Raw genomic sequence first — 13948 nt, 5'->3', positions numbered from 1 at the left:
CACCGAACTGCACCGAGAGCGAGCCGCCCAGGACCATCGCGACCGCGGTGCCGATCGACCGCGCGCCCTGCTCGTCGGTGGAGGTACGCGCGGTCACTCCTCGACGGTATTCCTCTCCCGGTGGAGGGCGCCCGCGGGTGGCGCGACGCCGTCCGTGCACACCCATCGTGGCGGTGGCTTGACCGGGCCTTGACCCCGGTGGACGCCCGCCCTAGGGTCACACCTCAACCGCAGAAATCGATTACTGAGGTCTCGATGGCGAACCACCCCCGGGGGACGGATCTGCTCGGCCGGCGCCGTTTCCTCGGCCTCGCGGCCGGCGCGGCCGCGGCCGCGGTGGCGGGCCCCACCCTGCTCACCGGCTGCGGGACGCGTGCCGACAAGACGCTCACCTTCTGGCAGTTCTACGCGCCGGTCACCCAGGACGACCCGACGCTGCTGAAGCAGAGCAAGTGGTTCGAGCGCCTGGTCGAGCAGTGGAACGACGAGCACGACGTCAAGGTCAGGCTCGTGTTCATCCAGGGCACCGCCTACCTCAACGGCACGAAGCTGCCGACGGCGTTCGCCGCCGAGGACGGTCCCGACATCTTCCTGATCAGCCCCGGCGACTTCCTGCGCTACTACAACGGCGGCGTGCTGCAGGACCTCACACCGCACCTGTCCGCGGAGGCGCAGGCCGACTACTTCCCCGACACCCTCACCACGAGGTCGGTCGACGGCCGCATCTACGCCCTGCCCATGGAGGTCGAGCCGCTCGCGATGTTCTACAGCAGGCCCGCGTGGGAGAAGGCGGGCTTGTCCGAGGGCGACATCCCGAAGACGTGGGACGACCTGCTCGGCGTCGCGGAGAAGCTCACCACCGGGCAGCAGTCGGGGCTGGTCCTCGAGACCGTCCCCGGCTACTACCAGAACTTCACGTTCTACCCGTGGATGTGGCAGGCCGGGGGCAAGGTTCTCAACGCCGACCAGACGCGGTCGACCCTCGACGGCGACGGCGTGGTCCGCGCACTCACCCTGTGGCACGACAGCGTGCGGACGGGGGTGTCGCCACGCACGCTCCCCGCGGGCGGGGACCTGATCGCGGGGCTCACCCAGGGGCTCGCCGCGATGTGGCACTCCGGCATCTGGAACGTCGCGTCGTTCCGCGACAACGAGCCGGACTTCGACTACGGCGTCTTCAAGGCGCCGGTGCCCGAGGGTGGCGAGTACACCACCGACCTCGGCGGCTGGGCCTTCGTCGCCAACGCGCGCGGCCGCGATCCCGAGACCGCGGCGGAGTTCTGCGCGTACGCCCTCGGCTCGATGGAGGACCACACCGTCAAGCGGGTCACCGACTGGTGCGTCGGCGCGAAGACCGACATCGCGCCGCGCAAGTCGGTGCTGCGTCTCGCCACCGAGCGCGGCGGCTACAAGGGCGAGGCGATGAAGGCGTTCAAGGACGACATCTTTCCCGGCGGCCGCGCCGAGCCGCGCTACCCGCCGGTGATCTACAAGGCGATCTCCGACGCCATCCAGGCGACGCAGCTCGCCGGCGCCGACCCCCGGCAGGCCGCGGAGACCGCGCGCCAGGCGGTCGACGCCTACCTCGAGACGTACGAAGGGCCGCGGATGCTATGACTGCCGGGACGATGTCCGCGCCGCGCACACGGAGGCGCAGGAACGAGCGCGAGCGCAGGGAGATCCGGGCGGCCGTCGGGTTCCTCGCGCCCGACGTCGCCGGGCTCACGGTGTTCCTCGCCGTGCCGATGCTGCTCACGTTCGTGCTCGGCTTCTTCCGGATCAGCGGTTTCGGCGAGTACGAGTTCATCGGCCTCGCGAACTTCCGCCGCATGTTCGGCGACCCGCAGTTCCTCGGCAGCCTGGGCCGCACCGCGATCTACCTGGGTGTCCTCACGCCGGTGCTGTTCGTCGCGGCGCTGCTCCTCGCCCTGCTGGTGAAGCAGCGCTTCCCGCTCGTCGGCTTGTTCCGCAGCGCGTTCTTCGTGCCGTACGTCGTGAGCCTGGTCGTCGTCGGACTCGTCTGGCAGTTCGTCCTCACGGACAAGGTCGGCATCCTCAGCCGGCTGGTCGAACCCCTCGGGATCGCGCCGTCGTGGCTCGGCGACCCGACGTTCGCGCTGGCGAGCGTGATCGCGATCAGCGTGTGGTACCAGATGGGCTATTACATGATCATCTTCCTCGCCGGGCTGCAGGACATCCCGCGCGAGTACTACGAGGCCGCACGCATCGACGGCGCGGGACCGTGGCAGGCGTTCCGCGACGTCACCTGGCCGCTGCTCAAGCCGACGAGTTTCTTCGTACTGCTGACGTCGGTCATCGCCGCGATCACCGGCGGGTTCGACCTGATCTACATCCTGACCAACGGCGGTCCGGCCAACGCCACCACCGTCGTCATCATCTACATCTTCCAGCAGGCGTTCGTGTTCGGGGAGTTCGGCTACGCGGCGGCGATGAGCTCGTTCCTCGTGCTCGCCATGCTGGCGCTCTCGGTGGTCATCTTCCGGGTCACCCAGGGAGGCCGATTTTCCTATGCAGACTAGAACTGTCTCCTATGCCGACTAGAGCTGGCGTGCGGTCCATCGACGCGCCGCAGCGGGTCAGCCGGGCGTGGTGGTTCCTGCTCGCGTTGATCCTCTCCGTCTTCACTGTCTTCCCGCTCGTCTGGATGGCGCTCGGCTCACTCAAGCCCGGCGCCGAGGTCCTCGGCCCGAACCTCCTGCCCAGCGAGGCGACGTTCGACAACTTCGTCTACGTCTTTACCCAGGTGCCGTTCCTGCGCTATCTGCTCAACAGCCTCTTCATCTCCGCGACGGTGACGGTCGTCGCACTGTGGTTCCACTCGATGGCGGCGTACGCCCTGGCACGGCTGCGCTTCCCCGGCCGCGAGGGCGTCTTCGTCGCGATCTTCTCCACGCTGCTCATCACGGTGCCGGCGGTGATCGTTCCGCTGTTCCTCGTCGCCCGCGAGCTGCACCTGCTCGACTCGTACGCGGGCCTCATCATCCCGCCGCTGTTCAGCGCGTTCGGCATCTTCCTGCTCCGCCAGTTCTACGTGTCGATCCCGCGCGACCTGGAGGAGGCGGCGATCGTCGACGGTGCCGGATACTGGCGGATCTACTGGAGCGTCATCCTGCCGCTCAGCCGGCCGGTGCTCGCGGCGCTCGCAGTGCTGTTCTTCCTCGCCAACTGGAACGCGTTCCTCTGGCCGCTCACCATCACGGCCGACCAGGACCTCACCGTCGTCCAGGTCGGCATCGCGAGCTTCTTCCAGCAGTACGACGCCGACTACAACTACGTGCTGGCCGCCGCGACCGTCGCCGCGATGCCGACGCTCCTGCTGTTCTTCGTCTTCCAGCGCCAGATCATCGAGTCGGTCAAGACGTCCGGTCTGAAATAGCGTGCCGCGACACGCCGTTCATGACCTGGTAGGTCTTGAAGAGCACCCGGCGGTTCAGATCCCGCCGTCGACCCAGGTGGTGCGGTTGAGGCTGACCGACACGTAAGCCGCGTCGTCGCCGCTGGCGTCGACCTCCTGCGCGCTCCTGGTGTCGGCGGTCTCGACGATCGCCGCGCTCGACTCCAGCTTGTCGCCGATGTCCCTCGCCGTCTTGGCGAACGACTTCATCAGGTCGGTCCAGGTGGACGAGTACGTCGTGAGCGCCGCGGCGGACTGAAGGTCCGACATCGCGCCCTTCGCCCAGCTTCCGGCGTTGCTGACGTGCTCCTCCGCGCTGTCCAGGTCGGGTGCGCTGTCGCGCGCGGAGCGCGCCATCCCGCGCACCTTCACCCAGTCCATCGTGACCGTCGCCATGTCGTCCGCTCCCCCTGTGTCCGTTCGTCCGGTGGGTCAGTTGCCCTGGTTGACCTTGATCTGGTGCCCCGGACCGACCTCGTCGCCCGAGCTCGGCGCGTCGTACCAGCTCGCCTTCTCCATGACGAGCTTGCCGTCGGCCCCGACGTGGGTGTCGTACGGCGTGACCGACTGACCGTCGGGCCCGTTGTGCACCTGGTAGGTGGTGTAGACGACCCGCGTGCGCCCGTCGGTGTTCTGCTGGAACTCGGTCCGGTACGTGTAGTAGGTCTTGTCGTCCATGTGGTTGGCGGCGTTGGCGCCCTCGAGCCCCTGGGTCACGATCGACAGCTGGTTGCTGCCCGGCATGCCGGGGGCCTTGTACGTCGAGACCGTCGTCTGACCCTTGCCGTCCGTCCCGACCACCGTGTACTCCTCGGTGTTGCCGGACGGCGGCTTGGTCATCTTGGGGTCGGGCGGCGTCGTGTTGATCGGGAAGCCGTTCTGGTCGAACTGCAGGTTCGCGGTGGCCTTCGGGTCGGCCGAGACGACCGGCCTGTACGACGCACCCGCGAGCCCGCCGAGGAACACCAGCGCCTTGCTGACACCCGGCGCCGGCTCACCCAGCTGACCGAAACCGACCCGGGTGTCGATCGTCTGCCAGCCGACGTCCCACCCGCCGAGCGAGTCGACCCCGTCCCCGTGGGTGTAGCGCTTGCCGTCGATGGTCATCGTCGGCGTCGCGATCGGGTACTTGCGACCGTCCGGCCCGATCATGTAGCCGCCGCCGGTGTAGATGCCGTTCGGCGGGCACAGGCCGAAGATGCCGAGTGAGCGCTGCCAGTCGGTCATGCCCATCGCGTGCGTGTTGCCCGTCGGGGTCCAGTTCGGATCCGACTCCCTGCCCGAACCGGAGCTCCGGTCGTTCCACGCGACCTCCCAGGCGTGGTAGGCGTCACTCTCGATTCCCGGGTGCGCCTCGGCCGTCGGGGACGGCATGCGGTCGGTCGCGCACTCACGCAGCCGCTCGGCGAGCGTGGAGTCCGCGGTGTCGATGTACGACAGGATGCTCTTCAGCTCGCGGGTCAGGGTCTCCGCCGTGAGCTCGCCGGGTTCCACCTTCTCGCCCGGCTTCAGGACGACGGTCCCGTCGTCGACGATCGCGAACTTCCCCTTGCCGAGGTTGATCTGCATGTCGCTCCACCAGGACGCCGCCTGCACCATGCAGGCCGAGAACGCGCTGAGCGCCTGCTTCGCCTGGCCGAGCCGCAGGATCGCCGCATCGAGGTTGCCCTGGTTCGCCCGGGCCACGACCGAGGCCTCGGGTTGGCCGGTGCCCGACCAGGCGACGCCGGCGTTGAGCGGGTCGCGGACCTCGTCGTCGAACGTCTTCAGCGAGCGTCTGGTGTCCTTCGCCGCGTCATCCACGCACGTCGCGGCGGTGTTCACCGCGTTGCTGATAGCGCCGGAATTGCGCAGCATCTCCACCGTGGCCATTCAGTCCCCCTCATCTGAGCCGCCGGGTCAGACGGGTCCGGAAGGGCACTACGTTCCCCGGATCGCCAAGATCTCGGGATTTCGACCTCTCCCACCTGCGACGCCATGACCACAGCTCGAAGGGTTCGTCGATCTCGTCGCCGTCTCGCCGGGATCGAAAGACGGACCGTGCGCGCCGGAAGGCGGATCCACCGTCCCCTCGATGCCAGGCGAGTGAGACGGCATAGCCTCGACTCGCCACGATCGTCGATCCGAACGGGGGGACCGGGTGAGCCTGCCCGACGCCGCCATGCTGGACAGGCAGCGCGACATCGCCCGCGAGCTGCGGGTGACCGAGACGTTCGACGCGGACGCCGAGATCGAGCGCCGGGTCGGGTTCCTGGCCCGCCGGCTCACCGACGGGAACCTGCGCTGCCTCGTCCTCGGCATCAGTGGCGGTGTCGACTCCACGACGACGGGCCGGCTGTGCCAGCTCGCCGCGGAACGGGTGCGTGCGGACGGCGGCGAGGCGAGGTTCCACGCCGTACGGCTGCCGTACGGCACCCAGCACGACGAGGCCGACGCGCGGGTCGCCCTGGATTTCATCCGTGCCGACGAGGTGCTCACGGTGGACGTGCGGGCGGCGTCCGACGCCGCGCTCGCGGCGCTCGTGGAGGCCGGCCTCGACTTCCGCGACGAGCACCACAGGGACTTCGTGCACGGCAACATCAAGGCGCGCCAACGCATGATCGCCCAGTTCGCGATCGCGGGCGCGTACAGCGGTCTCGTGGTCGGCACCGACCACGCGGCCGAGGCGGTGACCGGCTTCTTCACCAAGTTCGGCGACGGTGCCGCCGACGTCACGCCCCTCACCGGCCTGACCAAGCGCAGGGTCCGAGCCGTCGCCGCCGCGCTCGGCGTGCCGGGGCGGCTGGTCGACAAGGTGCCGACCGCCGACCTCGAGTCACTCGACCCGGGCAAGGCCGACGAGGACGTCCTGGGCGTCAGCTACGACACCGTCGACGACTTCCTCGAGGGCAGGCCGGTGTCGCCGTCGGCCTTCGCGGCCGTCGACGCCCGCTACCGTGCCACCGAGCACAAGCGGCAGCTTCCCCTCGCGCCCTGAGCGTGGAGGTCAGGACGGCGACGCGGAGGCGTCGTCGGGCAGCGAGCTCGCCGAGACGAGGGTGCGGACGGCGCGGACGGCCACCGAGAGGGTCGCCATGTCGAAGACGTCTTCCTCCCAGATCTCGGTGAACTGCTGCCGCGACCGCTCGACCGCGGTCTCGTTGAGCTCGATCCAGGCCTGCAGCCGCTCCTCGGGCGACCCGCCCGCCGCGGTCGAGCTCAGCACGCTGCGGGCGAGCTCCTTGTGGGCCTCGTACAGGTCGTCGCGCAGGGCGTTGCGGGCCACCGTGTGCCAGCGGTCGTTGCGCGGCAGGCCGATGACCTTCTCCCGCAGGCTCGCGATCCCGAGCCGATCGGCGAGGTCGAAGTAGACCTCGGCGACGTCCTCGACCGAGAGCCCCGTACCGGTGGCGACGTCGACGATGTCGAGCACCGAGAGCGCCGGCACGAACGCGGCGACCCGCTCGGCGAGCGCCTGTCCGGCGCCGCTCTCGACGAGGCCGTCGCGCCGCGCCTCGTACGAGCTCAGGTCGCCGCCGACGAGCAGCTTCGCAATGTCGGGCATGACGGTCTGGACGCCGTCACGGTAGGCCGCGATCGTCCTCTCGATGTCGAACGGCGGGCGCCGGTAGTGGAGCAACCAGCGGGTGGCGCGCTCGGTGAGCTTGCGCGCCTCGAGCAGCATCTGCAGCTGCACGTCGACGGGCACCCGGTTGTCGAGCTTCTCGATCTCCTGCCAGAACCCGTGCAACCCGAACACCTCGCGGGAGACGGCGTACGCGCGGGCGATGTCGGCGACCGACGCCGACGTCTCCTCCTGGAACCTGAACACCGCGGTGGTGCCGCTGCGGTTGACGAGGTTGTTGACGACGCAGGTGGCGATGATCTCGCGGCGCAGCGGGTGCCGGTCCATCACGTCGCGGTAGCGCTCGACGAGCACGTCGGGGAAGTACGTGTAGACCTCGTTGCGCAGGTACGGGTCCTCCGGCAGGTCGGAGTCGAGCAGGTTCGCCGTGAGCACGATCTTCGTGTACGCGAGCACGGTCGCCAGCTCCGGTGACGCGAGCCCGGTGCCGGCCGACCTGCGGTCGCTCAGGATCTTGCTGCTCGGCAGGAACTCGATCTTGCGGTCGAGCAGGCCCGCCTTCTCCAGCCGGCGCAGGTATCGCGTGTGGACGTGCAGCATCTGGGCGTTCTGCTTGACCGAGGTCGCGAGCACGACGTTCTGTTCGTAGTTGTTGCGCAGCACCAGCCGCGCTACCTCGTCGGTCATGCTGCCGAGCAGCTCGTTGCGCTGCTTCTCCGTCAGATCGCCCGCGCGCACGACGGTGTCGAGCAGGACCTTGATGTTGACCTCGTGGTCGGAGGTGTCGACGCCGGCGGAGTTGTCGATGAAGTCGGTGTTGACCCGCCCGCCGGCCATCGCGAACTCGATGCGGCCGAGCTGGGTGAGGCCGAGGTTGCCGCCCTCGCCGACGACCTTGCACCGCAGGTCGGCGCCGTCGACGCGTATCGCATCGTTGGCCTTGTCGCCGACCTCGGCGTGGGTCTCCGTCGAGGCCTTCACGTACGTGCCGATGCCGCCGTTCCAGAACAGGTCGACGGGTGCCCGCAGGATCGTGCGCATCAGCTGGTGCGGGGTCATCTTGGTGACGCCGTCGTCGAGGCCGAGCGCGACCCTGACCTCGTCGCTCACCGGGATCGACTTCGCCGCACGCGGATAGACGCCGCCACCGGCGGAGACGAGGCTCGTGTCGTAGTCGGCCCAGGACGAGCGTGGCAGGTCGTAGAGCCGGCGCCGCTCGGCGTGCGACGCTGCGGGGTCGGGCGAGGGGTCGAGGAAGATGTGGCGGTGGTCGAACGCCGCGACCAGCCTGATGTGCTCGGACAACAACATGCCGTTGCCGAACACGTCACCGCTCATGTCGCCGACGCCGACGACGGTGAAGTCCTCCGACTGGATGTCGATGCCGGACTGACGGAAGTGGTATCGCACCGACTCCCAGGCCCCGCGCGCCGTGATGCCCATCGCCTTGTGGTCGTAGCCGGTGGAGCCGCCGGAGGCGAACGCGTCACCGAGCCAGAACCCGCGCTCGACCGCGATCTCGTTCGCGATGTCGGAGAACGTCGCCGTGCCCTTGTCGGCCGCGACGACGAGGTAGGAGTCGGGCTCGTCGTGACAAACGACGTCACGCGGCGCAACGATCTCGCCGTCGACCCGGTTGTCGACGATGTCGAGGAGGGCGGAGATGAACATCCGGTAGCAGCTGATGCCCTCGGCCAGGACGGCGTCGCGGTCGGTGGCGTCGGCGGGCGGCTGCTTGACGACGAAGCCGCCCTTCGCGCCCACGGGCACGATGACGGCGTTCTTCACCATCTGCGCCTTGACCAGGCCGAGGATCTCGGTGCGGAAGTCCTCGCGCCGGTCGGACCAGCGCAGCCCGCCACGCGCGACCTTGCCGAACCGCAGGTGCACGCCCTCGACCCGCGGTGAGTACACGAAGACCTCGAACGCGGGGCGTGGCTTGGGCAGGTCGTCGATCCTCGACGGGTCGAACTTGATGGCGAGGTACGAGCGCGGCCGCCCGTCAGGACCCGCCTGGAAGTAGCTCGTGCGCAGTGTCGCGAGGATCATCGACAGGTAGCTGCGCAGGATGCGGTCCTCATCGAGGCTCGTCACCTGGTCGATCTGCTCAAGCAGCGCGTCGGTGAGCTCCTTGGCGCGCACGTCGCGGTCGCCGTCGAACGCGGGGTCGTGCCGGACCTCGAAGAGCCGCACCAGCGAACGGGCGATGCCGACGTTGCCGGTGACGCAGCGTTCGATGTAGCTGGAGCTGAACGGCGTCTCCGCCTGGCGCAGGAACTTCGCGTACGCGCGGAGCACCATGACCTGCCGCCAGTCGAGTCCGGCCGAGGTGACCAGGCCGTTGAGCCGGTCGTTCTCGACCTCGCCCTGCCACAGGCCGATGAAGCAGTCCTGGAACAGGTCTTTCAGCTTCGAGTCGTCGACGTCGCCGGTCGGCTGGTAGCGCAGGCCGAAGTCGTACACCCACGCCGGCACCTTGCCGTTGCGCTCGACGAGGTACGGCCGCTGGTCGAGGACCTCGACACCGAGGCTCTGCAGCAGTGGCAGGACGTCGGTGAGCGACATCGCGCGCCCGGTGCGGTAGACCTTCAGCCGCCGCTCCCCCGGACCCGCGTCGTACGGCTCGTACAGGTTGAGCGCGACGTCCTCGTCGTCGCCGAGCCGCTCCATGCGGCGCAGGTCGGCCACCGCCGTGCGCGCGGGGAACGCCTCCTTGTACGCCTCGGGGAACGCGCCACCGTACGCGTCGATGAGCGCGTTGGCCGCCGACTCGCCGCACTCGCGCCTGACCGCCTCGGCGAGGTCCTCGTCCCAGGTCCTCGTGGCCTCGGCGATGCGCCGCTCGACCGGCCCGGGATCGACCGAGGAGACGGTCTCGCCCTTCTTGGCGCGCACGACCACGTGGAGCATCGCGAGCAGCGACTCGCCGACGCTGGCGCTGTAGTCGACGGAGCCGCCGCCGAACGTCTGCTGCAGGATCTCCTGGATGCGCAGGCGTACGGGTGTGGTGTAGCGATCGCGCGGCAGGTAGACGATGCACGACATGAACCTGCCGTAGATGTCGCGCCGCAGGAACAGCTTGAGGCGGCGGCGCTCGCGCAGGTTGAGCACGCCGATGATGATCGGGTAGAGCTCGTCGACCTCGGTCTGGAACAGCTCGTCCCTGGGGTAGTTCTCCAGGATCTCGAGGAGGTTCTTGCCGTCGTGGCTGCCCGGCGACAGGCCCGAGATGGTGAGGATGTCGGCGTACTTCTCCTTGAGCACCGGGATGCGGGTGATGCTCTCGCTGTACGCCTGGTGCGTGAACAGCCCGAGGAACCGGCGCTCACCGGTGACCCGGCCGGCGTCGTCGAACTTCTTCACGCCGATGTAGTCGAGGTAGGCGGGCCGGTGCACGGTGGCACGCGAGTTGGCCTTGGTGATGAACAGCAGCCGCGGCTGCCTGGCCTGGGCACGCACCTCGGGCGGCAGCTTGGCGAAGCTCTTGGACGCGGGACGGTCGGCGCGCAGGATGCCGAGGCCGCTGCCGTTGATGCCCACGAGAGCGTCCTCCCCGTCACGGTCGACGAGGTCGTACTCGCGGTAGCCGAGCAGCGTGAAGTGGTCGTCGGCCAGCCAGCGCAGCAGCTCGACCGCGCCCTCGGCCTCGGCGTGGACAGGCTCCGCCACGTCGCTCTCGAGCTCGTCGGCGAGGGCGAGCATCGTGTGCTGCATGCGCGGCCAGTCCTCGACGGCCTCGCGGACGTCGGTGAGCACGCGGGTCATGTCGCGCTCGAGCCGTTGCAGGGCCTCGTCGTCGACCTGCCGGTCGACCTCGAGGTGCATCCACGACTCGACGACGGCGTCGTCGGGCACGTCCGACGTGTCGTCGACGAGGCAGACCTCCTGCAGCTCGCCCTTGAGGTTGCGGCGTACCCACACCTGCGGGTGGACGATCAGGTGCAGCGAGAGGTCCTGGCGCTGCAGCTCCATGCGCGCGGAGTCGACCAGGAACGGCATGTCCTTGGTGACGATCTCGACGACGGTGTGCCCGCACTCCCATCCGTGGGAGTCCTGGGTGGGGGTATAGACGTGGACGAGGGTGCGACCCTCGGGACGGGTACGCGCGAGCCGGCGGTGCGCGACCGCGGCGCCGAAGACGTCGACGGGGTCGCGGGCGAGGATGTCCTCGGCGGGCACGTGCCGGTAGTAGAGGCGGAGCAGCCGGGCGAGCGACTCCTTGTTCTCGTGGCCGCCCGAGGCCTTGATGCCCACCTCTGCGGCGCGGTCGAGGAGGTCGTCCTTGGCGTCGTCGAGCCTGTCATGCATCGCTACATCTCCCCGGTGAGACATCCGCACACCCCGACACAGGACGACGGTAGCTCGTTCGCGTCTCGCGTCACATGCCGAGTGGTATCACAACCTGCTGCGCAGCTCCCATAACGCTGGGTAGTAGCGCAGGTCGAGCCGCCGGCGCAGGTAGGGACCGCCGGACGACCCGCCGGTGCCCGACTTCGCGCCGATCTGCCGCTCGACCATCAGCACGTGGCGCGCGCGCCAGAGGGCGGCACCCTCGTCGTGCTCGATCAGCCGCTCGGCGAGGGCCCACACCTCGTCGTACGTGCCGCGGTCGCCGGCGATCCGCACCAGGGAGTCGGGCAGCGACTCCTCGGTGGTGTCGAGGCCGGCGGTCCGCAGGACGTGAAGGAACGCGTCCCACAGGGTCGGCTCGGCGAGCCTGCGCTCGAGCCGTTCGCGCTCCTCGGTGGACGTGTCGCGGAGGCGGTCGAGGAACGCGGGGTCCTTCAGGCCGGAGAGGAACTCCAGCTCGCGGAACTGCACCGACTGGAAGCCGCTGGCCGGCGCGAGCCTGGTGCGGAAGGCGAGGAAGTCCTGCGGGGTCATCGTCTCGAGGACGTCGAGCTGCTCGATCAGCACGCGCTCGATCGTCCTGACCCGGCCGAGCAGGTGGCGCGCCCACCACAGCTGCCCGTCGTACATCGCCGCCCTGGCGCCCTCCAGCTCGTGCAGCAGCTGCTTGAACCACAGCTCGTACACCTGGTGCACCGTGATGAACAGCAGCTCGTCGTGCGCCGGCGGCTGGGCCAGCGGCCGCTGCTGGTCGAGCAGCTCGGGCACCCGCAGGTATGTGCCGTACGTGAGGAGGCCGCCCTCCTCGCCGAAACGCCGCTCGCCCGGCTGCCGTTCGTCCACCGTCACGCCGTCCCCCTGTACGCCGACCTGTCAGAACCTGAGCAGGCTATAGCCCACTCGGGTTCTGACAAGTCCGCCGGGCTCGCCGTCCGGCAGGTCAGCCCATGTGGGGGTAGCGGTAGTCGGTCGGCGGCACGAGGGTCTCCTTGATCGACCTGGTGCTCACCCAGCGGGAGAGGTTGAGCGCCGAGCCGGCCTTGTCGTTCGTACCGCTCGCCCGGCTGCCGCCGAAGGGCTGCTGCCCGACGATCGATCCGGTCGGCTTGTCGTTGATGTAGAAGTTGCCTGCCGAGAAGCGGAACGTGTCGGAGAGCCGCGCGATCGCCCGCCGGTCGGTGGAGACGATGCCGCCGGTGAGGGCGTACGGCGCGACGTCGGCCGCCTGGCTCGCGACGTCCTCCCACGACGCGTCGTCGTAGACGTGGACGCCGAGGATCGGGCCGAAGTACTCGGTCGTGAACAGCTCGTGCCCGGGGTCGTCGCACTCGACGACCGTCGGCTGGACGAAGTAGCCCGTGGTGTCGTCGGCCTCGCCGCCCACGAGGACGTTGGTCGAGCCCGCGCCCTTGATCCTGCCGAGCGCCTCCGACAGCTTGGCGAACGAGCGGTCGTCGATCACAGCACCCATGAACGTCGACAGGTCGGCCGCGACGTCGCCCACGGTGAGCGACCTGACCTCGTCGAGGAGGTCGTCGCGCAGCCGCTGCCAGACCGACCGCGGCACGTACGCACGGGAGAGCGCGGAGCACTTCTGGCCCTGGTACTCGAACGCGCCGCGCGTCATCATCACCCGCAGTGGGTCGACGTCGGCCGACGGGTGCACGAACAGGAAGTCCTTGCCGCCGGTCTCGCCGACGATGCGCGGGTACTGGCGGTACGAGGCGATGTTCTCGCCGATGGTGCGCCAGAGCGTCTGGAACGTCTTCACCGAGCCGGTGAAGTGCAGGCCGCCGAGACCGGGGTCGCGCAGCGCCGCGTCCAGCGCGAGGCCGTCACCGGTCACGAGGTTGATCACGCCGGGCGGCAGGCCGGCGGCCTCCAGGAGGCGCATGGTCTGGTGCGCCGCGAGCGCCTGGGTCACCGACGGCTTCCACACCACCGTGTTGCCCATGAGCGCGGGCGCGGTCGGCAGGTTGCCCGCGATCGCCGTGAAGTTGAACGGCGTGATCGCCGTGACGAAGCCGTCGAGCGGCCGGTATTCGACGCGGTTCCAGACGCCCCGCACCGACAGCGGCTGCTCGCGGTAGAGCGTGGCCGCGAAGTGGACGTTGAAGCGCCAGAAGTCGATGAGCTCGCACGCCGCGTCGATCTCGGCCTGCTGCGCCGACTTGGACTGGCCGAGCACCGTCGCGGCGTTGACCGTGGCACGCCACGGGCCGGCCAGCAGCTCGGCCGCACGCAGGAAGACCGCGGCGCGGTCGTCGAACGACAGCGCCTGCCATTCCGGCCCGGCGCTCTTGGCCGCGGTCACGGCCGCGCGGACGTCGTCGGGCGTGGCGTTGTTGGTGACGCCGAGGACGTGGTGCCGGTCGTGCGGCTGGACGACGTCGAGTGGCTCCCCTGCCGCCATGCGCTGCTCGCCGTCGACGGTCATGGTCAGCTCGTGCCGGTGCCCGGCGAGCTCCTTGATCCGTTCCTCCAGCGCCGCGCGCTCCGCGCTCCCCGGTGCGTGCCCGAGAATCGGCTCGTTCACCGGCTGCGGAACCTGCGTGACAGCGTCCATGTCGGTGGTCTCCCTCTCCGCGTAATGTCCGAGGAAGTGGTCGCCGGAGCCA

9 protein-coding genes are annotated in these 13948 nt (G+C 69.4%); 4 read left to right on the top strand and 5 right to left on the bottom strand.

Annotated features, from left to right (window positions below; translation table 11 throughout):
- Positions 1-255: 255 nt before the first annotated feature.
- The 3 genes from GEV10_01365 to GEV10_01355 are packed head-to-tail and all read left to right on the top strand — an operon-like array spanning position 256 to position 3397.
- The gene (locus tag GEV10_01365; GenBank protein ID MQA77128.1) at positions 256-1617 is read left to right on the top strand and encodes an extracellular solute-binding protein; all 1362 of its coding nucleotides are present in this window, start codon (positions 256-258) and stop codon (positions 1615-1617) included.
- Positions 1614-2540, top strand: a complete 927-nt coding sequence (locus GEV10_01360) for an ABC transporter permease subunit (protein ID MQA77127.1) — start codon at positions 1614-1616, stop codon at positions 2538-2540. The genes GEV10_01365 and GEV10_01360 overlap by 4 nt, the downstream gene beginning before the upstream one ends.
- An 11-nt stretch (positions 2541-2551) precedes the next feature.
- A complete protein-coding gene (locus GEV10_01355) occupies positions 2552-3397 on the top strand; it encodes an ABC transporter permease subunit (GenBank protein ID MQA77126.1) in 846 nt (281 codons plus the stop codon).
- A 54-nt stretch (positions 3398-3451) separates the two neighbouring features.
- On the opposite strand, the gene GEV10_01350 is transcribed toward GEV10_01355, so the two are convergent.
- Together GEV10_01350 and GEV10_01345 are read right to left on the bottom strand one after the other, a co-directional pair.
- Positions 3452-3811, bottom strand: coding sequence for a hypothetical protein (locus GEV10_01350; GenBank protein MQA77125.1), 360 nt, complete (start codon positions 3809-3811; stop codon positions 3452-3454).
- Between the two features lie 36 nt (positions 3812-3847).
- The gene (locus GEV10_01345; protein ID MQA77124.1) at positions 3848-5287 is read right to left on the bottom strand and encodes a hypothetical protein; all 1440 of its coding nucleotides are present in this window, start codon (positions 5285-5287) and stop codon (positions 3848-3850) included.
- A gap of 289 nt (positions 5288-5576) precedes the next feature.
- Here GEV10_01345 and nadE point away from each other — a divergent pair, with 289 nt between their 5' ends.
- Positions 5577-6392, top strand: coding sequence for an ammonia-dependent NAD(+) synthetase (nadE, locus tag GEV10_01340; GenBank protein MQA77123.1), 816 nt, complete (start codon positions 5577-5579; stop codon positions 6390-6392).
- 9 nt (positions 6393-6401) lie between these two features.
- Here nadE and GEV10_01335 read toward each other — a convergent pair whose 3' ends face one another.
- From GEV10_01335 to pruA, 3 genes are all read right to left on the bottom strand, one after another.
- Positions 6402-11288, bottom strand: coding sequence for an NAD-glutamate dehydrogenase (locus GEV10_01335; protein ID MQA77122.1), 4887 nt, complete (start codon positions 11286-11288; stop codon positions 6402-6404).
- 87 nt (positions 11289-11375) lie between these two features.
- Positions 11376-12173, bottom strand: a complete 798-nt coding sequence (locus GEV10_01330; protein MQA77121.1) for a tryptophan 2,3-dioxygenase — start codon at positions 12171-12173, stop codon at positions 11376-11378.
- 97 nt (positions 12174-12270) lie between these two features.
- Positions 12271-13896: an L-glutamate gamma-semialdehyde dehydrogenase gene (pruA, locus tag GEV10_01325; GenBank protein ID MQA77120.1), complete on the bottom strand. Its 1626-nt coding sequence runs from the start codon at positions 13894-13896 to the stop codon at positions 12271-12273.
- Between the last annotated feature and the right edge of the window lie 52 nt (positions 13897-13948).

The organism is Streptosporangiales bacterium, from assembly GCA_009379955.1.
GTDB lineage: Bacteria > Actinomycetota > Actinomycetes > Streptosporangiales > WHST01 > WHST01.
The sequence above is the reverse complement of the archived record's forward strand: the minus strand, read 5'-3'. Positions and strand labels throughout refer to the sequence as shown.

What these genes read in the sequence shown, in the direction of transcription:
- GEV10_01365 (MQA77128.1), top strand. Translation starts at nt 256, where the DNA reads ATGGCGAACCACCCCCGGGGGACGGATCTGCTCGGCCGGCGCCGTTTC.
- GEV10_01360 (MQA77127.1), top strand. Translation starts at nt 1,614, where the DNA reads ATGACTGCCGGGACGATGTCCGCGCCGCGCACACGGAGGCGCAGGAAC.
- GEV10_01355 (MQA77126.1), top strand. Translation starts at nt 2,552, where the DNA reads ATGCCGACTAGAGCTGGCGTGCGGTCCATCGACGCGCCGCAGCGGGTC.
- GEV10_01350 (MQA77125.1), bottom strand. Translation starts at nt 3,811, where the DNA reads ATGGCGACGGTCACGATGGACTGGGTGAAGGTGCGCGGGATGGCGCGC.
- GEV10_01345 (MQA77124.1), bottom strand. Translation starts at nt 5,287, where the DNA reads ATGGCCACGGTGGAGATGCTGCGCAATTCCGGCGCTATCAGCAACGCG.
- nadE (MQA77123.1), top strand. Translation starts at nt 5,577, where the DNA reads ATGCTGGACAGGCAGCGCGACATCGCCCGCGAGCTGCGGGTGACCGAG.
- GEV10_01335 (MQA77122.1), bottom strand. Translation starts at nt 11,288, where the DNA reads ATGCATGACAGGCTCGACGACGCCAAGGACGACCTCCTCGACCGCGCC.
- pruA (MQA77120.1), bottom strand. Translation starts at nt 13,896, where the DNA reads ATGGACGCTGTCACGCAGGTTCCGCAGCCGGTGAACGAGCCGATTCTC.